The sequence below is a fragment of the Stenotrophomonas sp. STEN023 genome, assembly GCF_056760135.1.
This window is the reverse complement of the sequence record NZ_JBRREF010000025.1, coordinates 22,682-43,443: the sequence shown is the minus strand read 5'-3', so window position 1 is coordinate 43,443 and position 20,762 is coordinate 22,682. Positions and strand designations below refer to the sequence as shown.

The 20,762-nt window shown below is 63.4% G+C and carries 14 protein-coding genes; 5 read left to right on the top strand and 9 right to left on the bottom strand.

The features are described from left to right. Window positions 1–66: 66 nt before the first annotated feature. Window positions 67–927, bottom strand: a complete 861-nt coding sequence (locus ACVOLV_RS09510; RefSeq protein ID WP_481554167.1) for a PhzF family phenazine biosynthesis protein — start codon at window positions 925–927, stop codon at window positions 67–69. 32 nt (window positions 928–959) lie between these two features. After that, window positions 960–1,829, bottom strand: coding sequence for a PhzF family phenazine biosynthesis protein (locus ACVOLV_RS09505; RefSeq protein ID WP_481554166.1), 870 nt, complete (start codon window positions 1,827–1,829; stop codon window positions 960–962). Window positions 1,830–2,092: 263 nt separating this feature from the next. On the opposite strand from ACVOLV_RS09505, the gene ACVOLV_RS09500 reads away from it, so the two are divergent. The 3 genes from ACVOLV_RS09500 (at window position 2,093) to murD (ending at window position 7,584) form a co-directional block, all read left to right on the top strand. Further along, window positions 2,093–4,702 (top strand): bifunctional aspartate kinase/diaminopimelate decarboxylase, encoded by a 2,610-nt coding sequence (locus ACVOLV_RS09500; RefSeq protein ID WP_481554165.1) that lies wholly within the window; start codon window positions 2,093–2,095, stop codon window positions 4,700–4,702. Between the two features lie 76 nt (window positions 4,703–4,778). After that, complete coding sequence (murL, locus tag ACVOLV_RS09495; protein ID WP_481554164.1) at window positions 4,779–6,164, top strand: UDP-N-acetyl-alpha-D-muramoyl-L-alanyl-L-glutamate epimerase; 1,386 nt, start codon at window positions 4,779–4,781, stop codon at window positions 6,162–6,164. Continuing rightward, complete coding sequence (gene murD / locus ACVOLV_RS09490) at window positions 6,145–7,584, top strand: UDP-N-acetylmuramoyl-L-alanine--D-glutamate ligase (RefSeq protein WP_481554163.1); 1,440 nt, start codon at window positions 6,145–6,147, stop codon at window positions 7,582–7,584. Before murL ends, murD begins: the two co-directional genes overlap by 20 nt. Before the next feature lie 60 nt (window positions 7,585–7,644). Here murD and ACVOLV_RS09485 read toward each other — a convergent pair whose 3' ends face one another. After that, window positions 7,645–8,238 (bottom strand): SMI1/KNR4 family protein, encoded by a 594-nt coding sequence (locus ACVOLV_RS09485; RefSeq protein WP_481554162.1) that lies wholly within the window; start codon window positions 8,236–8,238, stop codon window positions 7,645–7,647. A 334-nt stretch (window positions 8,239–8,572) separates the two neighbouring features. Next, on the bottom strand, window positions 8,573–9,823 hold the full coding sequence (locus ACVOLV_RS09480; protein ID WP_481554161.1) for a hypothetical protein: 1,251 nt from the start codon (window positions 9,821–9,823) through the stop codon (window positions 8,573–8,575). 192 nt (window positions 9,824–10,015) lie between these two features. Here ACVOLV_RS09480 and ACVOLV_RS09475 point away from each other — a divergent pair, with 192 nt between their 5' ends. After that, complete coding sequence (locus ACVOLV_RS09475; RefSeq protein ID WP_481554160.1) at window positions 10,016–10,813, top strand: dienelactone hydrolase family protein; 798 nt, start codon at window positions 10,016–10,018, stop codon at window positions 10,811–10,813. A 228-nt stretch (window positions 10,814–11,041) separates the two neighbouring features. Here ACVOLV_RS09475 and ACVOLV_RS09470 read toward each other — a convergent pair whose 3' ends face one another. Together ACVOLV_RS09470 and ACVOLV_RS09465 are read right to left on the bottom strand one after the other, a co-directional pair. Beyond that, a complete protein-coding gene (locus ACVOLV_RS09470; protein ID WP_481554159.1) occupies window positions 11,042–11,296 on the bottom strand; it encodes a helix-hairpin-helix domain-containing protein in 255 nt (84 codons plus the stop codon). 5 nt (window positions 11,297–11,301) lie between these two features. Further along, window positions 11,302–12,300 carry a polyprenyl synthetase family protein gene (locus ACVOLV_RS09465; RefSeq protein ID WP_282270849.1) on the bottom strand — a complete coding sequence of 333 codons (999 nt, stop codon included), beginning with the start codon at window positions 12,298–12,300 and terminating at the stop codon, window positions 11,302–11,304. A gap of 204 nt (window positions 12,301–12,504) precedes the next feature. On the opposite strand from ACVOLV_RS09465, the gene ACVOLV_RS09460 reads away from it, so the two are divergent. Continuing rightward, the gene (locus tag ACVOLV_RS09460) at window positions 12,505–14,118 is read left to right on the top strand and encodes an alpha-glucosidase (RefSeq protein WP_481554158.1); all 1,614 of its coding nucleotides are present in this window, start codon (window positions 12,505–12,507) and stop codon (window positions 14,116–14,118) included. 481 nt (window positions 14,119–14,599) lie between these two features. Here ACVOLV_RS09460 and ACVOLV_RS09455 read toward each other — a convergent pair whose 3' ends face one another. From ACVOLV_RS09455 to ACVOLV_RS09445, 3 genes are all read right to left on the bottom strand, one after another. Next, window positions 14,600–15,331 carry a DUF6348 family protein gene (locus tag ACVOLV_RS09455; protein ID WP_481554157.1) on the bottom strand — a complete coding sequence of 244 codons (732 nt, stop codon included), beginning with the start codon at window positions 15,329–15,331 and terminating at the stop codon, window positions 14,600–14,602. A gap of 168 nt (window positions 15,332–15,499) precedes the next feature. Further along, on the bottom strand, window positions 15,500–18,268 hold the full coding sequence (locus ACVOLV_RS09450; RefSeq protein WP_481554156.1) for a TonB-dependent receptor: 2,769 nt from the start codon (window positions 18,266–18,268) through the stop codon (window positions 15,500–15,502). A 421-nt stretch (window positions 18,269–18,689) separates the two neighbouring features. After that, window positions 18,690–20,756: a glycoside hydrolase family 97 protein gene (locus ACVOLV_RS09445; RefSeq protein WP_481554155.1), complete on the bottom strand. Its 2,067-nt coding sequence runs from the start codon at window positions 20,754–20,756 to the stop codon at window positions 18,690–18,692. Window positions 20,757–20,762 lie beyond the last annotated feature (6 nt).

The following is a 20,762-nucleotide window of genomic DNA, read 5'->3' as shown; positions in this document are numbered from 1 at the left end:
ATCCGCCCCTTCGGGGCACCTTCTCCCGCGAGCGGGAGAAGGGAATAGCGGGCATGGCTTGCGCTGTCACCACTCAATCTGCCCAGCAATAACCTGCTGCACCTCACCACCAATCCAGATGTTGGAGTCCGCATCCACTTCCACCCGCACCTCGCCATTGCGGCCGAGCTCGCGGCCCTGGCTGGCCAGGTACTGCTGGAAGGGTTTGATCCGGCCCTGCGCCAACAACTGCGCGGCAACCAGTGCGTTGGCGCTGCCGGTGACCGGGTCTTCGTTGACCCCAACGCCGGGTGCAAAGGCGCGCACCACATACTGGTAGCCCACATCCGGTCGGTCGGCAGGTGCATACACCGCCAGCTTGCCGCGGCCCGGCATGGCGCCAATGGCAGCCAGCTCCGGCTTGTAGCGGCGCAGGGCGGCCTCGCTGCCGGCTTCCAGCAACCACCAGTCCGGGCCGTTGTTCCAGAGTTCCGGGCTGTGGCCGGGCTTGGCCAGCGCTGCCAGGCCTTCGGGCAGGGCAGCGAGGGTGGTATCGCGGCGCTCCGCCTGCGGACTGCGCACATGGATCTGGCGGAACCAACGGCCGCCCTGTACCCGTACTGGCAGCAGACCGGCTTTGCATTGCTGGATCAGCCCGCCGTTGTCGTCGGGTGTGGCCAGACCCAGTTCCACCGCGGCCCAGGCGGCGCCCACGCTGGGATGGCCGGCGAAGGGCAGCTCACCCTTGGGGGTGAAAATGCGGATGTGGTAACTGGCGCCTTCGTCCGGCGGCAGGAAGAAAATGGTCTCGGACAGATTCAGCCAGGCGGCGATGGCCTGCAGGGCGGCATCATCCAGACCTTCGCTGTCGACGATGACACCCAGCGGGTTGCCGGTGCCCGGGCGGGCTGCGAACACGTCCAACTGCAGATAACGGCGTACAGACATTGCGAATCGGTTCCAGACGACGGCTGGGCAGCTTACCAGTGCATCAGACCGGCGATAACCGGCTGCACCTGACCGCCGATCCAGACCGTGTCTTGCGCGTCGATTGAGATGTGGACGCGGCCATCGCGCCCGACTTCACGGCCCTGGCTGACCACGTAGCGGCCATCAGTGCCCGGCAATTGCCCTCGCTGCTGCAACCACGCAGCGATAAGCGCATTGGCGCTGCCGGTGACGGGATCCTCGGGGACGTCGGCTGCATCGGCCGGGCAGAACGCCCGGGTCACCAGCGCGTGGTCGGGGCCGGCGTCGGCAGCGAACACCGCGACGCCGGTCGCGCCGGTGGCAATGCTCCAGTCGCGGATCGCGGGCATGTCTGGAACCAGTGCACGGAGGCTGGCGGCATCGCGGGCAGGCAACAGCCACCAGCAAGGGCCGTTGTCCCAGAGCTCCGGGGTACAGCCGGCGGCCATCAACGCCTGTAGCTGTTCCGGTATAGCGCCTGACGCGGTTGAATGCTGCTGGGCCGGTGGACTGGCCAACAGGATGGTGGGCGCGTCTTCCGGTCCGCTTACCTGTACCGGCAGCAGGCCTGCAGCGCATTGTTGTATCAGCCGCCCGGCTTGTGGTCGCGCCAGCCCTGAGGTGACTGCTGCCCACGCCGCGCCGACGCTGGGGTGGCCGGCAAAGGGGAGCTCGCTGCTCGGGGTGAAGATGCGGATGCGGTAGCTGGCGCCCGCGTCCGGCGGCAGGAAGAAGACCGTCTCGGAGAGGTTCAGCCAGGCGGCGAGGGCCTGCATGGCGGCGGTATCCAGGCCTTCGCTGTCGAGGATGACGCCGAGCGGGTTGCCGCTGCCGGGGCGGGCGGCGAAGACGTCCAGTTGCAGGTAACGGCGTTGGCGCATGGGTTTTCGGGTGGAGCAGGGCCGCTCAGCTTAGGCATGAGCGTGCGGAATGTCGTCATTGCCAATCCCCGATCCGCTCCCCCCATTCACCCAAAGATGACCCGAATCGTTGCAAATGCTACTTTCTCCGCCCCGGGAAGGGAGGCCGGGTGGCGATGGTATCGCCGGTAACTCAGCCGTCCCGGCACAGCGGCCTTGGCATAGAATCGGTAGTTCCGCCCGCATTGCCGGGTCTTTCTCCCACTAGTGAATCCACAAAGCCAATGTCTGCTTCCCCAATCGCTGATCGCTGGATCGTCCTCAAGTTCGGTGGCACCTCGGTGTCGCGTCGTCATCGCTGGAACACGATCGGTCAGTTGGCGAAAAAACGTGCGGACGAGACCGGCGGCAGGGTGCTGGTGGTGGTGTCGGCCTTGTCAGGCGTCACCAACGAGCTGACCGCGATTGCCGACGGCGCTGCCGACAGCCGCGAGCGCGTGGCCGCGCTGGTCACTCGCCACAATGAATTCCTCGCCGAGCTGGAGCTGGGCGCCGAAGTCCTGGCTGAACGCCTTGCCGCGCTGCAGGCGCTGCTGGACGACCCGCGCGCTGCCAGCCGTCCGCTGGACTGGCAGGCCGAAGTGCTGGGCCAGGGCGAACTGCTGTCCTCCAGCGTCGGTGCCGCCTACCTGCGCAGCAACGGCCTGGACTTCGGCTGGATGGATGCCCGTGAGTGGCTGGACGCACTGCCGCCCGCACCCAACCAGACCGAGTGGTCGCAGCGGTTGTCGGTGAACTGCCAGTGGCAGGGCGGCGGCGACTTCAAGCAGCGCTTCTCGGCGCAGCCGACCCGCATGCTGATCAGCCAGGGCTTCATCGCCCGTCATGGCGACGGTGGCACCGCCATCCTCGGCCGTGGTGGCTCGGACACCTCGGCCGCTTATTTCGGTGCGCTGCTCGGCGCCAGTCGCGTCGAAATCTGGACCGACGTGCCGGGCATGTTCAGCGCCAATCCCAAGGACGTGCCCGACGCACGCCTGCTGACCCGCCTGGATTATTACGAAGCGCAGGAAATCGCTACCACCGGCGCCAAGGTGCTGCACCCGCGCTCGATCAAGCCCTGCCGCGATGCCGGCGTGCCGATGGCCATCCTCGATACCGAGCGTCCGCATATGCCAGGTACCAGCATCGACGGCGCCGCCGAGCCGGTGCCGGGCGTCAAGGCGATCAGCCGTCGCAATGGCATCGTGCTGATCTCGATGGAAGGCATCGGCATGTGGCAGCAGGTCGGCTTCCTGTCCGACGTGTTCAACCTGTTCAAGAAGCACGGCCTGTCGGTGGACCTGATCGGTTCGGCCGAAACCAACGTCACCGTGTCGCTGGACCCGTCCGAGAACCTGGTCAACACCGACGTGCTGGCTGCGCTGTCGGCCGACCTGTCGCAGATCTGCAAGGTCAAGGTGATCGTGCCGTGCGCGGCCATCACCCTGGTCGGTCGCGGCATGCGCTCGCTGCTGTACAAGCTCTCCGACGTGTGGGCTACGTTCGGCAAGGAGCGCGTGCACATGATTTCGCAGTCCTCCAACGACTTGAACCTGACCTTCGTGATCGACGAGGCCGATGCGGATGGCTTGTTGCCGATCCTGCACGCCGAGCTGATCGACAGCGGTGCGATGCCGGTTTACGAAGAGCAGGTGTTCGGCCCGCGCTGGCGTGAAATCATCGGCAGCATCCGTCCGCGGCAGACGCCGTGGTGGCAGGCGCCGGCCAAGCAGAAGAAGCTGCTGGAGCTGGCTGCGCAGGGCACGCCGGCCTATATCTACGATCTGGACAAGGTGCGCGAGCGGGCCCGTCAGTTGAAGGCGATTCCGGCGATCGACCGCCGTTTCTACGCGATCAAGGCCAACTCGCATCCTGAGATCCTGCGCACGCTTGCTGCTGAAGGTTTCGGCCTGGAATGTGTATCGCAGGGCGAAGTGGAGCTGGTGTTCGCCTCGGTGCCGGGTATCACCCCGGAGCGCGTGCTGTTCACCCCGAGCTTCGCGCCGATCACCGAGTATCAAGCGGTGCTGGCACTGGGCGTCAATGTCACCGTCGATAACGTCGAGCTGCTGAAGCATTGGCCGGAAGTATTCCGTGGCCGCTCGCTGTGGCTGCGTATCGACCTGGGCCACGGCGATGGCCACCACAAGAAGGTGAACACCGGCGGCAAGGATTCCAAGTTCGGCCTGTCGGCGCTGCGCGTGGATGAGTTCATTGCCGCCGCGCGCGCGCTGGATATCCGCATCACCGGTGTGCATGCGCATCTGGGCAGCGGCATCGAGAACAGCGGCCACTGGAAGCAGATGGTCGATGAGATGGCCGGCTTCGCGCGCCGCATCGGCAGCGTTGAAATCCTCGATATCGGCGGCGGTCTGCCGGTGCCGTACAGCGACGACGACGAGCCCTTCGATCTGGACGCCTGGGCCGCTGGCCTGGCCGACATCAAGGCCGTGCACCCGGCCTTCCAGCTGGCGATCGAGCCCGGCCGTTTCATGGTGGCCGAGTCTGGCGTGCTGCTGACCCACGCCACCCAGGTGGTGGAGAAGGATGGCGTGCGCCGCGTTGGCCTGGATGCCGGCATGAACGCCTTGCTGCGCCCCGCGCTGTACGACGCCTGGCACGACATCGCCAACCTGTCGCGCCTGGATGCCGAGCGCGATGTTGATTTCAGCGTGGTCGGCCCGATCTGCGAATCCAGCGATGTGTTCGCCGAGCGGGTGAAGCTGCCGGCGGCGACCGCACCGGGCGATGTGATGGTCATCGCCGATGCTGGCGCTTATGGTTTCAGCATGGCCAGTACCTATAACCAACGCGCCTTGCCGCGCGAGGACGTCATTGATGAAGTGCAATGACGTCTGCTTTTTGCGAAAACCTTTGTCGTCCGTTGCGCGCTGATGCGCCACGGCCAGTTTGATTTCCGGATACGCCATGACAGCTTTTGATAAAGACCAGGTTTCCCGTTTCCGCTTCGTCCGCTGCGATTTCGCCGCGGACACCGGTGTGGCGCGGCTGGTATACGCCTTCGACGACGGTCCGGAATTGACCGAGACCGTCACCGTGCCGGGCGCGCCGTTCCAGTTGGACGACGAACGCGCAGCCGCGGTGCAACGCGCCCTGCAGCTGCTGCACCTGATTGCAGGTGTCAGCTACTACAAGGCAGCGGTGCCGGCGCAGGTAAGCATCGACAGCTACGCCATCGACGCGGCCACCGCCGCGTTGGTGGAAACGGTGTACTTCAACGGCCTGGGCGAATTCGCCTACCGCAACGGCCTGAACCTGCGCGACCGGTTCAAGCTCCCAGCTTCGCTCCCCTCGCCCGTTTACGGGAGAGGGGCTGGGGGTGAGGGCGCTTCTGCTCCCGAACTTGGCCTGGCCCACCACGCCCTGGTAGCCATCGGCGGCGGCAAGGACTCCCTGGTCAGCATCGAAGCCCTGCGCAACGCCGGTGTCGCCGAAACCGTCACCTGGATCGGCGGTTCGCAGCTGATCCGTGCCTGCGCCGAGCGCACCGGCCTGCCGACCCTCAACATCGGCCGCACGCTGGCACCGGAGCTGTTCGAGCTCAATCGCCAGGGCGCGTGGAACGGCCATATCCCGGTCACTGCGGTGAACTCGGCGATCATGGTGCTGGCCGCCGTCGTGCAGGGCGTGGATCAAGTGGTGTTCTCCAACGAGCGCTCGGCCAGCTACGGCAGCCAGATCGCCGGTACCGGTGAAGTGAACCACCAGTGGTCCAAGGGCTGGGCCTTCGAGAAGGCGTTCGGCGAATACGTGCAGCGGCACATTGCCGCCGACCTGAACTATTACTCGTTGCTGCGTCCGCTGTCGGAGCTGGCGGTTGCCCGTCAGTTCGCCAAGACCGATTTCTACGACGCGCATTTCTCCAGCTGCAACCGTAACTTCCACATCCTCGGCGAGCGTCCGGTGAACCGCTGGTGCGGCGTCTGCCCGAAGTGCCACTTCGTGTTCCTGGTGCTGGCCCCGTTCATGCCGAAGATCCGGCTGGTGCGCATCTTCGGTCGCAACCTGCTGGACGATATGGAACAGGCTGGCGGCTACGACGCGCTGCTGGAGTTCCAGGACCACAAACCGTTCGAGTGCGTGGGCGAGGGCAAGGAGTCGCGCGCGGCCATGGCGACCTTGGCATCGCGTCCGGACTGGAAGGAAGACGTGCTGGTCAAGCGCTTCTCCACCCTGATCCAGCCGACCCTGTCGGCGGACGAGCTGCAGATTGAACCGTTGCTGGTATTTGATGGCGAGCACCGCATCCCGGCAGCACTGTGGGAGCGTCTGCGTGCGAATTTCGCAGCTTGAGGGCAAGCGGGTCGCGCTGTGGGGTTGGGGGCGTGAGGGCCGTGCGGCCTATCACGCGCTGCGTGATCGGGAATGGGGAATCGTCAGCGGTGACTCGCAGGAGCGGTTTCCTGCGCGTTTGACGGTGCTTTGTTCTGCTGCTGAAGCAGAGGAAATTCTTGCGCTTGGCGACGCACACCTGCGCGTTGAAACCGAGCTCAGTGGTGAGCTGCTGGCTTCGTTCGACGTGGTGATCAAGTCACCGGGTATCAGTCCGTACAAGCCCGAGGCGCAGCATGCACTTGCCCAGGGCACGCAGTTCATCGGCGGCACCTCGCTGTGGTTCAGCGAGCACGCCGATGCCGATGGCGCGCTGCCGAACACGGTCTGCGTGACCGGCACCAAGGGCAAGAGCACCACCACCTCGCTGCTGGCCCATCTGCTGCGTGCGGCCGGGCATCGCACCGGCCTGATCGGCAATATCGGTCTGCCGCTGCTGGAGGCCCTGGACCCAAAACCGGCGCCGGACTACTGGGCGGTGGAACTGTCCAGCTACCAGACCGGTGAAGTCGCCCGCAGCGGTACGCGGCCGGACATCGCCATCGTGCTGAACATCTTCCCTGAGCATCTGGACTGGCACGGCAGCGAGCAGCGCTACATTGACGACAAGCTGTCGTTGGTGACCGGCGGGCATCCGCGCGTGGCGGTGCTCAACGCTGCTGACGAACACCTGCGCGCGCTGCAGTTGCCGCATAGCCAGATCGTCTGGTTCAACCAGCCCGAAGGCTGGCACATGGTTGGTGAGGTTGTGCATCGCGGTACGCAGGCGGTGTTTGATACCTCGAACACGCCGCTGCCGGGCCGCCACAACCGCGGCAATCTGTGCGCGGTGTTGGCTGCACTGGAAGCCCTCGGACTGGACGCGGTTGCCTTGGCGCCTGCGGTGCAGAGTTTCCGACCCTTGCCGAATCGCCTGCAGTTGCTGGGCGAACGCGATGGCCTGGGTTGGGTGAATGATTCGATCAGCACCACGCCGCATGCATCGCTGGCCGCCTTGGATTGCTTCGCCGGCCAGCGCATTGCGCTGCTGGTTGGCGGACATGACCGCGGCGTGGATTGGCAGGACTTCGCCGAACACATGCGCGACAACGCGCCGGTCGAGATCGTGACCATGGGCAACAACGGTCCGCGCATCAATACGCTGCTCGCACCGCTCGCCGAGGCTGGCGTTTTTGGCTTGCACGCCGCGACCGATCTGCCGCATGCCGTGGAACTGGCGCGTGCCGCGTTGGGCGGGCAGGGCGGGGTAGTACTGCTGTCGCCGGGCGCGCCCAGCTTTGGTGCCTACAAGGACTATGTGGCGCGTGGGCGACACTTCGCCGAGCTGGCCGGGTTTGATCCGGACAGCATCAGTGCGATTCCGGGTATCGGCATCCTGTAAGGCCTTGGCCGAGGCCGAAGTGGCGCTGACTGTCAGTCGGCGCCACCCATTACCTGCAGATCACTCTTCTTCGTCGGTGAAAGCGTAACCGCCGTCGATCAGCTGCTGCAGGTAGACATCGAAGCTGGGCGCGATCACCGCATAGCTGTCCGGGTCGTGCAGGTAGCGCACGACCTGGCCACTGATGCCGCCATCGGCAGGGTCGAAATCCAGGTACAGCATCGAGGTGCCGCCGTTGTTCATGCAGTGCGAGAAGCACAGGCGCCTGCCCATCGGCACGTCGGCATCGATGCCGGCACCAAGAATCTCCGGCTCATCGTCCAGCCATTCTTCGTAGATGGAACGGATACTGTCGTCCCATTGCGCGCTGTCCTCGAAGATCTGCTGTACCGACCGCAGGTAGTAGGGGTAGCTGCCGTCGCCTACGTCGGAGCCAAGCATCAGTACGTTGACCTCACCTCGCGGGTAGTCCCGGTAGTGGCTGCCATCCACCCGCGCCAGCAGCTCCAGCAGGCTTGCTGGAACCTGTGGCCATTGCAGTTGCAGACGTTGCAGGTCGTACTGGCTTGCACCTTCTACCCAGCGCCACATCGGGGCATCGTCTGCTGGCAGGCGCGGCACAAGGCCGGAAAGGAAGGTGTCGACAAGGCTCATGGGGCAGTGGCTGCGTGGGGGATGCCTATCCAAGCACACCTTGGTAACGCAGCCAATAAGTGATGGGCCAAGGCAGGCGCGCTGCCTTTGTGACTCTGTCCGTTCTCTCCGCAGGAACACAGCTGCGCGTGAGTTGAGTGGCTTGCAGTGTCGAAGCTTCCGGGACAGTAGCGATAACAGCAGGCCTTCTGGAATGGCCGTATGTATCGCGCCAGGGCAGGGCTCTGGTCAGCTCTTGTGGATGACGGCATCGGCGGCGGATCACCATCGAACCAATTGGTCCGATGGTGATCGATATGCAGCTTTCAGATTGAGAGCGACAAGCTCGCGAACATCAGCGCACCACTTTCAGTGCAGTGATCCGATTTACGCTGCGGCCACGCTCCGAAGTGGATTCCAGTGGGATTGCCAGGCCAAGATCCTCGATATAGGCCTCGATGCTTTGGCGGCCACCGTGGTTGCACGAAAGCCTGATGGCATCGCCGGGAAGAGAGGGGAAGACTTCAGTTGCAGGATAACGCGCGCCGATAGTGCAGCTGGCCGCGGTTTCATTGGTCTTTTCCCGCGGCTTGAGCGGGGCATAACGGGTGGTTGTGTTGAAGCGAAGTATCTGCCCTTCATTCCAGCCGGTCGGGACTACAGGCGCTAGGGAATCGGTAAGCAATACGCGTCCAGCAAATGAACCTTCCATCTTCGATTTCAGTTGAATGAGGTTGGCTTTCATGAGGCGCTGAACGGTGAAGTTCCTGCTGTATATCTCCGTCCTATGTATCAAGCCATGCTGGGCCACAAGCTCGACGGTCACGGTTGACGGCTTTTGCTCAGCCACGGAGGTATAGGTGTAAGTAAGGCGGTCGAAATGCGGCGCAAGTAGTGGTGTGTCGAGGGCATCGACAATATGGGGGGGCACGGCAACTTCATCAAACCCAAGCTCCTGTGCGGAGACGGGATGGTCAGCGACGGGGATGTCCGGGCGGATGCTCGCCAGTACTTTTGCGTCAACAGCCCCCTGCAGCGAGCAACTGATACGCGTCTGGTTCGAGCCATGAGGCTCCAGCAGAAACACCCGCTCAAGCTTGCGGGTGCCTGGGATTGTCCCGGAGGGTGTGAGTGAGGCTGACCACTTCCCGTCTTCCCACACTTCCGCACGTGCGTGTAGCGATCCCATCTTTCGAAGTGCTTCCGGATGATCGAGAAGCGGAGCGAATTGTCTGGCGACCTGATCAGGTGTCCCTTCGGCGATGAAGCCCCAGTACAGGTATCGGCCCATCTTCTCCATATCGGTGATTTCGTCGAAGTAGGACGAAAGGACCACCCCACCCACAGTTGGTGGATCCTTCAACAAAACCGAGTTCTTCGAATCTTCGTACCGGTCGGGTACCGGGATCCATGTGGCACTGGCTGAGCTGGATAGCGATACGTGCCGCTCCCAAGTGGCAGCGTTGGTCTGCAGACTTTTGAAAAAGCCTGCATCGCAACGCGAAAACGCGCTGATACTGTCCTCGATCGAGGTCTCTGTTGCTTGGGCCAGTGGGGCTGACAGCAGTGCCGCGACACACAGCAGGCTCGGTGTGAACTTCTTCATTGAGTACGATCTTCCTTGCAGATACTCGTTCTTAGTGTTGTTTGCCCCAATGGGGCCAGTAGGCACGCATTGTCCTGTTTCTTGGGGGGCTGGAGCCAGCGTTTGCAGGAAGGGCAGGGAGTGCGCCACGTTTCGACGAGCAAGCCGGCTTTTGGCCTTAGACTCACCCCAAACCAAAACCGGAGCAGTCCCATGCGAGCAGCGCGGAAATTGCAGTTGGCGGTCCTGGCACTTTGCATGACAACAGCCCTGCCGGCCTTCGCAAAGATGCAGCAACGCCCCGTTGAATGGCAGCTGGAAGGCATCACCTACAGTGGCGTTCTGGTTTATGACGATGAAGGTGAGGCACGCCGCCCCGGGGTGGTGATGGTGCCGAACTGGCGTGGCGTCAACGCTTCAGCTGTCGCCAAGGCCGAGCAGATTGCCGGCGATGACTATGTGGTGCTGGTTGCCGATGTTTACGGCAAGAGCGTGCGCCCCACGGACAACGATGCCGCCGCTGTGGCTTCCAAGCCCTTGCGTGAGGACAGGGCAGTGCTGCGCGCCCGCGCGGCTGCGGCGCTGGATGCCTTGAAGGCACAGGCTGGCAAGGTGCCGCTGGATGCATCGCAGATCGCCGCCGTGGGTTTCTGCTTCGGCGGCACCACAGTGCTGGAAATGGCCCGTGCCGGCATGCCTTTGGCGGGCGTGGTGAGCCTGCATGGCGGCTTGTCGACCCCGGCCCCGGCAGCAGCCGGCAGCGGCAAAGTGCCGATCCTGGTGCTCAACGGCGCGGCTGATCGTGGCATCACCGCCGAGGACATCGCCAGTTTTGGCAGCGAGATGGATGCGGCCAAGGCCGACTGGCAATTCGTCAATTTCAGCGGCGCGGTGCATTGCTTCGCCGAGTCCGACGCCAACAGCCCGCCGGGCTGCCTGTACGACCCGCGTGCAGCCAAGCGCGCCTGGAAGATGATGGACAACTTCCTGGAAGAGCGGCTGGGGGAATAACCGCACGGTAGTGCCGAGCCATGCTCGGCAGGGGCTTCAGCAGCAGCCCCAAAACCGTAGTGCCGAGCCATGCTCGGCAGAGGCTCCACAAGCAATCCACCACGTTTGTAGGAGCGGCGTAAGCCGCGAAGCTGACTATCTGTCAGATCGCGGCAAATACTGTCCGCACGGGATGCGTTGCTGGTAGTTCGCGTTCGGCGGCGCCGGGAACAACTATGGCTTCGCGGCTTACGCCGCTCCCACAGACTTGGCCGCCGCGATCGCCCCACTGATCGCCGCCCGCGCCTGCGGGCTGTTGCGCCAGCAGCTGCTGCCCAGCATCGCTGATGCCTGGCTCAGCACATCACCGGCTTCGGCCTCAGCCAGCTGCTGCAGGGAATGAAACCCCAACTGCTCCAGGCGCGAAACCACGGTGGCACCCACGCCTTTCACCGCCAACAGCACAGCGCGTTCGTCCTCGTTGAACTGCTGCAGGCCTGCCATCGCGATCAGTGGCTGCGTTCGATGGCGTAACGGGCCAGGCCGCGCAGGGCGGCAACGGCGTCGGTTTCCGGCAGGCCATCCAGCGCCTGCTCGGCGGCGTTGGCATATTCAACGGCGCGCTTGCGGCTGTATTCCAGGCCGCCAGTGGCGTGGATCGCAGCCAATACTTCCGGCATCGCGCTGGCATCGCCGTCCTGCACGATCTCACGCAGGCGATTGCGGACTACTTCGTCCGAGTGCGCCATCGCGTGGATCAGTGGCAAGGTGGCCTTGCCCTCGGCCAGGTCGTCGCCCAGGTTCTTGCCCAGCTCGTCGGCATTGGCGGAGTAATCCAGCACATCGTCGGCGATCTGGAAGGCATAGCCCAGGTGCATGCCGTAGTCGTAGAGCTTCTGCTGCACGGCCTCGTCGGCGCCGGTGGCCAGCGCGCCCAGGCGGGTGCCGGCGGCGAACAGCACCGCGGTCTTGCGCTCGATCACGCGCAGGTAGGCGGCTTCGTCGGTATCCGGGTTATGCACGTGCAGCAGCTGCAGCACTTCGCCTTCGGCGATGCGGTTGGTGGTGTCGGCCAGGATTTGCATCACTGCCATGCGCTCCAGCTCGACCATCAGCTGGAAGCTGCGCGAGTACAGGAAGTCACCGACCAGCACGCTGGGGGCATTGCCCCACAAGGCGTTGGCGGTGCTGCGGCCACGGCGCAGGTCGGATTCGTCGACCACGTCGTCGTGCAGCAGGGTGGAGGTGTGGATGAACTCGATGATCGCCGCCAGTTGGTGGTGCTCGGGACCGGCGCCGCCGACCGCATGGCCGGCCAGCATCACCAGCATCGGCCGCAGGCGCTTGCCGCCCGCCGAGACGATGTGGTCGGCGATCTGGTTGATCAGCACCACGTCCGAGGACAGGCGGCGGCGGATCAGGGCATCGACGGCAGCCATGTCCGCTGCGGCAAGGGTCTGGATGGCAGGCAGGCCCAGCGCGGGGCGGATATGTTCAGCGATGCTCATAGGAAGACTTCAGGGGGTACCCTGGGGATTATAGGCGGTGTGGGCGCAGGCGGCCCGTCGGGGCCGAAAACCGAACAGAACCGGGCCTTTGCGCAGTGAATACGTATGCAAGCAACACCGCCGGCAAAGCACCAACGCTAAGCTGGCCGGCATACATTTCGCGGCCCTGAAACAGGGGCTCTGAGGCCCGTAGGGGGGCGTTCGATGTCCAAGACTCCATGGTGGCGCGGTGCCGTCATCTACCAGATTTACCCGCGCAGCTACCTGGACACCAATGGCGACGGCGTCGGCGACCTGCCGGGCATCATCGATCGCCTGGAGTACGTGGCCTCGCTGGGCGTGGATGCGATCTGGGTGTCGCCGTTCTTCAAGTCGCCGATGGCCGATTTCGGCTATGACATCGCCGACTACCGCGATGTGGACCCGCTGTTCGGCAACCTGGCCGATTTCGACCGCCTGCTGGCCAAGGCGCATGCGCTGGGCCTGAAGGTGATGATCGACCAGGTGTTCAGCCATACCTCGATTGACCATGCCTGGTTCAAGGAAAGCCGCGAGAGCCGCGACAACCCCAAGGCCGATTGGTATGTGTGGGCCGATGCGCGCGACGACGGCAGCCCGCCGAACAACTGGCTGTCGATCTTCGGCGGCGTGGCCTGGCAGTGGGAGCCGCGGCGTCGGCAGTATTTCCTGCACAACTTCCTGGCCTCGCAGCCGGACCTGGATTTTCATAATCCGGCGGTGCAGCAGGCAACGCTGGACTACGTGAAGTTTTGGCTTGATCGTGGCGTGGATGGCTTCCGCCTGGATTCGATCAACTTCTGCTTCCATGACGCGCAGCTGCGCGACAACCCGCCCAAGCCAGAGAACGAGCGTATTGGCCGTGGTTTCAGCCCGGACAACCCGTATGCGTTCCAGTACCACTACTACAACAACACCCGGCCGGAGAACATTGGCTTCCTCGAGCGCCTGCGTGCCTTGTTGGACCAATACCCGCAGGCGGTGACGCTGGGCGAAATCTCGTCGGAAGATTCGCTGGCCACCACCGCCGAGTACACCGCACCGGGCCGCCTGCACATGGGCTATAGCTTCGAGCTGCTGGTGGACGATTACAGCGCGGCCTATATCCGCGGCACCGTCGAGCGGCTGGAAGCGGCGATGGGCGAGTCCTGGCCGTGCTGGGCGGTTTCCAATCATGACGTGCAGCGTGCGGTGACGCGTTGGGGCGGGCATCCGGCCAAACCGTCGCTGGCGAAGATGCTGGCGGCCTTGGTGTGCTCGCTGCGTGGTTCGGTCTGTATCTACCAGGGCGAGGAGTTGGGTCTTGGTGAAGCGGACGTGCCGTTCGAGGCGTTGCAGGATCCCTACGGCATTACCTTCTGGCCGAATTTCAAGGGCCGCGACGGTTGCCGTACGCCGATGCCGTGGACCGATGAAGCATTGGCTGGGTTTACCAGTGGCAAGCCGTGGCTGCCGATTCCTGCCGAGCATCAGGCCTTGTCGGTGCAGGCGCAGGAAGTGGATGGCGATTCGGTACTGCATGCCTTCCGCAGCTTCCTGAGCTGGCGCAAGGCGCATCCGGCCCTGGTCGAGGGTTCGATTCGTTTCCTTGATAGTGCTGAGCCGGTGTTGCTGTTCGAGCGTCAGTCTGGCGATGAAACCTTGTTGCTGGCGTTCAATCTTTCGGGCGAGACCGTGCGGCATGCGTTGCCGGCGGGTGAGTGGCAGGCCTTGGCGCTGCCGGGTCCAGTGGCCGGTGCTGTAGAGACCGGCGAGTTGGTACTGCCTGGGCACGCGGTGTACTGCGCGCGTCGCAGCTGAGTTTTTGTTGCTCTCTCTTTGTGCAGGCGGAGATAACATCTCCGCCTTTTTTTGGGCTTTTGCTTTTGCTAAAACCCCTCTCCCGCCTGCGGGAGAGGGGTTGGGGTGAGAGTGCTTTCAAAGGCAAGCCAAAGCCAAAGCCAAAGCTCCCCCCCATCCGCCCTCCGGGCACCTTCCCCCGCAAGCGGGAGAAGGGAAATTCCAGAGCAATAGTGCAAAGCGAAATCTAAAGCCAAAGCCAAAGCCAAAGCTCAAAGCTCAAAGCCAAAGCTCAAAGCCAGAGCCAAAGCCAGAGCCAAAGCCAGAGCCAGAGCCAGAGCCAAAGCCAAAGCCAGGACCAGAGCTCAGAGCTCAGAGCTCAAAGCCGAAGCTCAAAGCCAACGCCCCAAAGCTGGAGCCCAGTCTCAATGCCAGATCCCCAAGGATTTGCTGTGGAGCATGCACTTGCGTCACCTCGAATGTGATCGTCAGTGAACTACGCTCAAGGCCTATCGCGGATAACGACATATTGCTTGCGGAACTCATTGCCTTCGCCAGGCCAGCTTCTGGCGTACTCGATCAGCAGGGGTAGGGCTTCGGGGTGGTCTTGTCCATTGATCCGGCAGTCCGCCGTGAACTCTCCGTCGCTGTCACGATTCACGAAAATACGGATGCCGAGTACACCGTCCGCGGCCAGGCTTGATTGGAAAGCTGCACGGCTGTTGGTGAACAGGCAGCACGGACAGAATCCATGGTCTGCTTCCTCCGCAGCAGGGCTGGCGGCGTAACGGGCAGTGGGCCCGAACACGACTTGCCGGCAACGTGGACCTTGCTTGGTGTCGCTGGGCAAGTCGAGCTCCATCGTCGTGCAGTGTTCCGGCTGTACTGCCAGCGCATCGAGAATGGCAACCAGATCCGTTCTGGCCCAGGTATCAAAACCATTGTGCAGTGCGCTCTCCACGTCCGCACCACTTGCATGCTGGTACTCGTATAGACCATCAGGGAAGGCAGTGCCATGCGACGTCAGCGTGGCTGTAGCCGTCCTGACCCCACCGTTGGAGAAAGCATGGGTTTCGATCAACTGAGTCCGCACCCTGACGCCGTTGGCGAGACGGACGTGATCGGCTTCGATCCGGGCGGAGCGGTGATGGGCCTTGAGGGCAGCATGCAGCTGACGTAGCTCTACAGGGTGCTCGTTGTGCTGTTTGCGCAGCAGCCGGCGCAGAAAATCCATGGGTCAGCGTCCTTGTTGACGGTTGGTTTGATTAGGGACAACGCAGTGACGTTAGCTGAAAGCCCGTTTTGCTGCCAAGCTCCCTGCGGTGCCGGCTAGCACTTCAGCGAACACAAAAAAGGCCCGCTGCGTTGGCAGCGGGCCTTGGTTATATCGCGATATGGCAGATCAGAACTTGTAGTTCACACCCACCTGGTAGGTGCGGCCCCATTCCACGGTTTCCAGCGGCCTGTCCTTGGTGCCGGCATAGGTTTCGTACTTGGAGTTGGTCAGGTTGCTGGCTTGCAGGAACAGGCTCAGGCCCTTGAACATGGTGCTGTCGCCGAAGCTGTAGCCCAGCTGTGCATCCAGCACATCCTCACCCTTGACGTAGCGCAGGGTGCGGGCGCCGTTGAAGTTGCCGATCTCGCCGATGAAATCCGAACGCTTGCGCTGGTTCAAACGCACTTCAAAGCCGCTGTTCTCGTAGTAGGCGGTGAAGTTGTATACGCGCTTGGACAGGCCCGGCAGCATGATCGGCTCGCTGCCAACACTGGAGGTGTTGGCCGGGTCCGGCTTGATCATGATGTCGCTGTCGTTGAAGCTGGCGCTGGCCACAATACCGAAGCCACGCAGGGCATCGGAGAGCATTTCCAGCGGCAGCGAGGCGGTCAGCTCTGCGCCGCGCAAGGTGCCGCCGGTGCCGTTGAACGGTGCGGTGTAGTAACCGATGGACTGTGCCGGCACCTGCAGCTGTGCAGCATTGGTGCCAACCTTCAGCCACTCCGCCACCTGGTTGGTGAAGTCGTAGCCGTCACGCTTCTCGGTGTAGATGTAGCTCTTCAGGTCCTTGTAGAACACCGCGGCGGCCACATAGGCCTTGTTGCCGAAGTACTTTTCCCAGGACAGGTCAACGGCGTTGGCTACCCACGGATCCAGGGTCGGGTTGCCGCCACTGGAGCCGGGCTTGCCGGTGTTGGTGTCCATGCCGAACTCCATCGAGGCGCGCAGTTCGTCGACGCGCGGACGCGCGACCTGGCGGGCCACGGCGAAACGGATGGTGTTTTCCGCAGGCAGTTCGAAGGCCAGGTTCAAGCTCGGCAGGAAATCCAGATACGACTTGCCGGCGTTGATCGGAATGACCTGGCTGCCAACCGGCTGCGAGCCATCCCAGTAGTTGGAGTGCGAGGACTGGTCAACGTGCTGGGCCTGGATACCGACATTGCCGCGCACCGGGATCGAGCCGATCTGGGTGCTGATGTTGGCACGCAGGAAGGTGGTGGTGATCTTCTCATCCACCGTCCACTGCTTCGGGATCAGGTAGCTCTCGGTGGTGGTCGGGTTGAACGTCATGTAGCGGCCAACTGCAGCAGGTACATTCCAGGCCGGGATGTAACCGGCGCCGGCAAAGCCGAGGTTGACCGGCTTGTACTGCAGGTCGGCGGCGATGCTGGTGATGCCTTGTGCACCGAGGTTGATGTTGCCTTCGGCCTGGGTCTTGTTCTTGCTGCGGTCGGCGTAGTTCATGCCGACGTCGAAGTCGGAGAACCAGGTGAAGCCTTCCGGCACCGGGAACGTGGCCGCCAGCTTGAAGCCCTTCAGTTCATCGTCCACATGCGGGGTCTTGCCGTAGCCCGAGCCGTAGATGGTGTTGGTGAGATAAAGCTTGCTGAAGTCGGAGTAGTCGCGGCCCGGGGTGAACTGCGGGAAGTTGCCGCCGGCGAAATTCAGCTTCACCGAATCCAGCATCGGTGCCGGCAGCAACTGCAGGTTGTTTTCCAGGTTCAGTTCGTCGCGCTCGGCCTTGGACCAGCTGACGTCGGCGACAACGCGCACATCACCGAAGGTGAATTCGTTGTTCCAACCGATGGCCTTGATGGTGTCTTCGCGGTTGTTGTACATGCCGCGAACCAACGGGTAGACGTTGTTCGCCGTGCCGCTGACGAAGCTGCCATTGCTGTTGACCACCACGTCGGTGACGTTCAAACGGTCGTAGCCGCCGTTGTAGTCGCCCAGATGGATTTCCATCTGGTTGGCGGTGTCGTGTTCCTTGGCCTTGGTGTAGAAGGTGTCCAGCGTGCTGGTCCAGCTGTTGTTCGGCCGGAACTGCAGGGTCGCCATCACGCCGTCACGCTTGGCATTGCCGGTACGGCGCAGGGCCTTGATACCGTCGGAATAGAAGGTGCCAGCGGCAACGCCCGGGCGCCAGTTGTCGCCGATCGCCTGCCACGGCTCGTACAGGCCGACCTGGTTTTCCTGCTTGGACATCTCCGAGTGGGAAATGCCGATGGCCAGGCCGATGGTGTTGTCGGCGAACTTGTCGACATAGCTGAAGTTGAGGCGGTTGCCGTACGGATCTTCGCCGGCGGCTTCACCCAGCGAGTTCTTCTGGTAGCGGCCGCTGACGGCGATGACGCGCTCGTTGTAGCTGAGCGGGCGCACGGTCTGCAGGTCCAGGGTGCCGGACAGGCCCTGGCCGACCAGGCCGGCATCCGGGGTCTTGTACACGGTGACGCCGCTGATCAGCTCGGACGGATACTGGTCGAATTCCACCGAGCGGTTGTCGCCGGTGCTGACCATTTCGCGGCCATTGAGCAGGGTGGTGGCGAAGTCGGGCGACAGGCCGCGCACGCTGATGGCCTGGGCACGGCCGGCGACGCGCTGGGCGGCCAGGCCGGGCAGGCGGGCAATGGATTCGGCGATGCTGACGTCCGGCAGCTTGCCGATGTCTTCGGCCGAGATGGCTTCGACGATCGAGGTCGAATCACGCTTGACCGAGATCGCGCTCTCGATGCCGCGGCGGATGCCGGTGACGGTGACGGTGTCCAGGTCGACTGCTTCGGCCTTCGCTTTCGCCTTTGCTTCGTCGTCCACGGCCTGTGCGTGCACGCCGGTGGCAGTCAATGTGATGGCTGAGGCCAGTGCAACGCTCAGCAGATTGCGCTTGGTGTTCAACATACTCCCCTCTCCCAGGTGATGTCGTTTGGTTGTTTTTTGTGCTCCCCCGGTTTTTTTGTGTGGGGGATGCATCGCTGTTTTTTTGCTGCTTGCGACTGACTCGCATGGTAATCAGCAGGCAAGCCCGTGGCGCTGGGCTGCATACGTATTCAATGGGGGTTTGCGGGGGCAGATAGGTCTGAAAACGCTTTCTGGGGTGGTTCTGCCTTCACGTGGTCATTTCCGCGCAGGCGGGAATCGCTTTGGCCGACGCTTTGGTTTTTGCTTTATGCCGTCATTCCCGCGAAGGCGGGAATCGCTCTGCGCTCTGGATTTTCCGCGCGAAAGTCAAAGACAAGAGCGATTCCCGCCTACGCGGGAATGACGGCATTAAAAAGCAAAGCCCGAAGCCCGAAGCCATTGGCTTCAGGCACCAGAGCCTTTACTCCACTGGCACAAACCGCACAGCAGCACCGCCACCAGCCGCCAACTGAAGTTTGATCCGGTCGCCACTGCCAACCTCGCGTGCCTCACGAACAAACGCAAACGGCGCAGTCTCCCAATTGGCACCGTCACCATCGCGGTAGATCTCCGCGCGGTAACGCTTGCCCGGGGTCAGGAAGGACAAGCCCACATCCAGCGCCTGTGGCTTTTCGCTGCCAACGCTGCCCACAAACCATTCCTCACTGCCACGCGCCTTGCGCGCAAACGTTACGTACTGGCCGACTTCGCCATTCAGCACATGGCTTTCCTCCCAATCCACCGCTACGTCCTTGATGAACTGGAAGGCTTCCGGGTGCTGGGCGTAGTGCTCGGGCAGGTCGGCGACCATCTGCACCGGGCTGTACAGCACCACGTACAGGGCCAGCTGCTTGGCCAGGGTGCTGCGCAGGGCCAGGCCGTTGCGGCCCTTCAGGCTGACGATGCCGGGGGTGTAATCCATCGGCCCGCCCAGCATGCGGGTGAACACCAAGGTGGCTTCATGGCCAGGCGGGTTGGGCGGATTGCCCCAGGCGTTGAATTCCATGCCACGTGCGCCCTCACGCGATACCCAGTTCGGGTAGGTGCGGCGCAGGCCGGTGTCCTTGATCGGCTCGTGCGAGTTGATCGCGATGTGTTTGGCGGCGGCCTGCTTGAGCACGCGCAGGTTGTGGTTGCTCATCCACTGGCCTTCGTGCCATTCGCGGGTGATCGGGCCACCAGCCTGATCCTGGCGGTGGATATCACCGGCATCGCAGACATAGCCGGTCTTGACCACATCCACGCCGTTGCGCGCATACAGGTCCAGGGCGGCCGGTAGCTGGCGTTCGTAATGGCTGACTGCGCAGGCGGTTTCGTGGTGACCGATCAGGTGCACGCCCTTGCCGGCAGCGTAGCGGGCAAGGCCGGGCAGGTCGAAGTCCGGGGTGGCGCGGGTGAAGTCAAAGGCCTCGCCGTTGGCGAACCAGTCGCCATCCCAGCCGATGTTCCAGCCTTCCACCAGCACGCCACGGAAGCCATTGGCGGCGGCGAAGTCGATGTAACGGCGGGTGTTCTCGGTGGTGGCGCCGTGTTTGGGACCGGTCGCCCAGGTTTCGGTTTCAAGGTGCAAGGACCACCACACGCCGGCATATTTGGCCGGCTTGAACCAGCTCACATCGCCGATGGCGTTGGGCTCGTTGAGGTTCAGGATCAGGCTGGATTCGGCCAGATCGCCGGCCTTCTCGCCGATGGTGATGGTGCGCCACGGGGTGTTGAAGGGCAGGGTGCGCACCACCGGCGCGCCGCTGCTGGACGGGGTCAGCGTTGCGCGCAGGATGTCGCCATCACCACGCGCCAGGTTCATGCCGGCGTAGTCCACCAGCGCGGCTTCGTGAATGGAGATATGCAGGCCGTTGTCGCTGCGCAGGGTCAGCGGGGTCTGCGCGGTGCCGACCTCCTTCAACGGGGTCTGGTGATACAGGTATTCCTCGCGGTTCCACTCGAAGGCGGGAATCCACCATGCTGTCGCCGGGCGCGCCAGCGCGAATTCGGTCAGCTCGGCGTGGATCTGCGCCTGCTGCATGCCCGCCTGCTGCGGGAATTCGTAGCGGAAGCCGATGCCGTCGTCGTAGACGCGGAACACTACGTCAAAACGACGCTCGTAGTTGCGGCCAGCGCCGGGCTTCTCGGTGAAGCTGGCGCGCAGTTCGTTGTAGTGATTGCGGGTGAGACGGCGCTCGCCCCAAGGCTGCTCCCAGGTCTCATCGAAGCTGCGCTGCGATTGCCCGGTCAGGGCGACATTGCGCTCCAGCCGGCCATCGCCAAGCAGCATGCCCAGCCGCGACGGCGCGATCACCGCCTGGCCATTGCGCTCCACCCGATACGAGGGGCGGCCTTCGTGTTGGGATTCGACGATCACCACCAGCTGCTTGTCGGGTGAGGTGACGCGCGCCAGATCGGCGGCGTAGGCCGGCAGGCAGCTGATCAGCAGCAGCGCGAAGGCAGCTTTCAGCGACAGGCGGGCAGGGGTGGGACGTGTATCGGCCATGCGGGT

Coding starts and splice junctions, on each gene's coding strand:
- ACVOLV_RS09510 (WP_481554167.1), bottom strand. CDS start 927: ATGTCTGTACGCCGTTATCTGCAGTTGGACGTGTTCGCAGCCCGCCCG.
- ACVOLV_RS09505 (WP_481554166.1), bottom strand. CDS start 1,829: ATGCGCCAACGCCGTTACCTGCAACTGGACGTCTTCGCCGCCCGCCCC.
- ACVOLV_RS09500 (WP_481554165.1), top strand. CDS start 2,093: ATGTCTGCTTCCCCAATCGCTGATCGCTGGATCGTCCTCAAGTTCGGT.
- murL (WP_481554164.1), top strand. CDS start 4,779: ATGACAGCTTTTGATAAAGACCAGGTTTCCCGTTTCCGCTTCGTCCGC.
- ACVOLV_RS09485 (WP_481554162.1), bottom strand. CDS start 8,238: ATGAGCCTTGTCGACACCTTCCTTTCCGGCCTTGTGCCGCGCCTGCCA.
- ACVOLV_RS09480 (WP_481554161.1), bottom strand. CDS start 9,823: ATGAAGAAGTTCACACCGAGCCTGCTGTGTGTCGCGGCACTGCTGTCA.
- ACVOLV_RS09475 (WP_481554160.1), top strand. CDS start 10,016: ATGCGAGCAGCGCGGAAATTGCAGTTGGCGGTCCTGGCACTTTGCATG.
- ACVOLV_RS09470 (WP_481554159.1), bottom strand. CDS start 11,296: ATGGCAGGCCTGCAGCAGTTCAACGAGGACGAACGCGCTGTGCTGTTG.
- ACVOLV_RS09465 (WP_282270849.1), bottom strand. CDS start 12,300: ATGAGCATCGCTGAACATATCCGCCCCGCGCTGGGCCTGCCTGCCATC.
- ACVOLV_RS09460 (WP_481554158.1), top strand. CDS start 12,505: ATGTCCAAGACTCCATGGTGGCGCGGTGCCGTCATCTACCAGATTTAC.
- ACVOLV_RS09455 (WP_481554157.1), bottom strand. CDS start 15,331: ATGGATTTTCTGCGCCGGCTGCTGCGCAAACAGCACAACGAGCACCCT.
- ACVOLV_RS09450 (WP_481554156.1), bottom strand. CDS start 18,268: ATGTTGAACACCAAGCGCAATCTGCTGAGCGTTGCACTGGCCTCAGCC.
- ACVOLV_RS09445 (WP_481554155.1), bottom strand. CDS start 20,756: ATGGCCGATACACGTCCCACCCCTGCCCGCCTGTCGCTGAAAGCTGCC.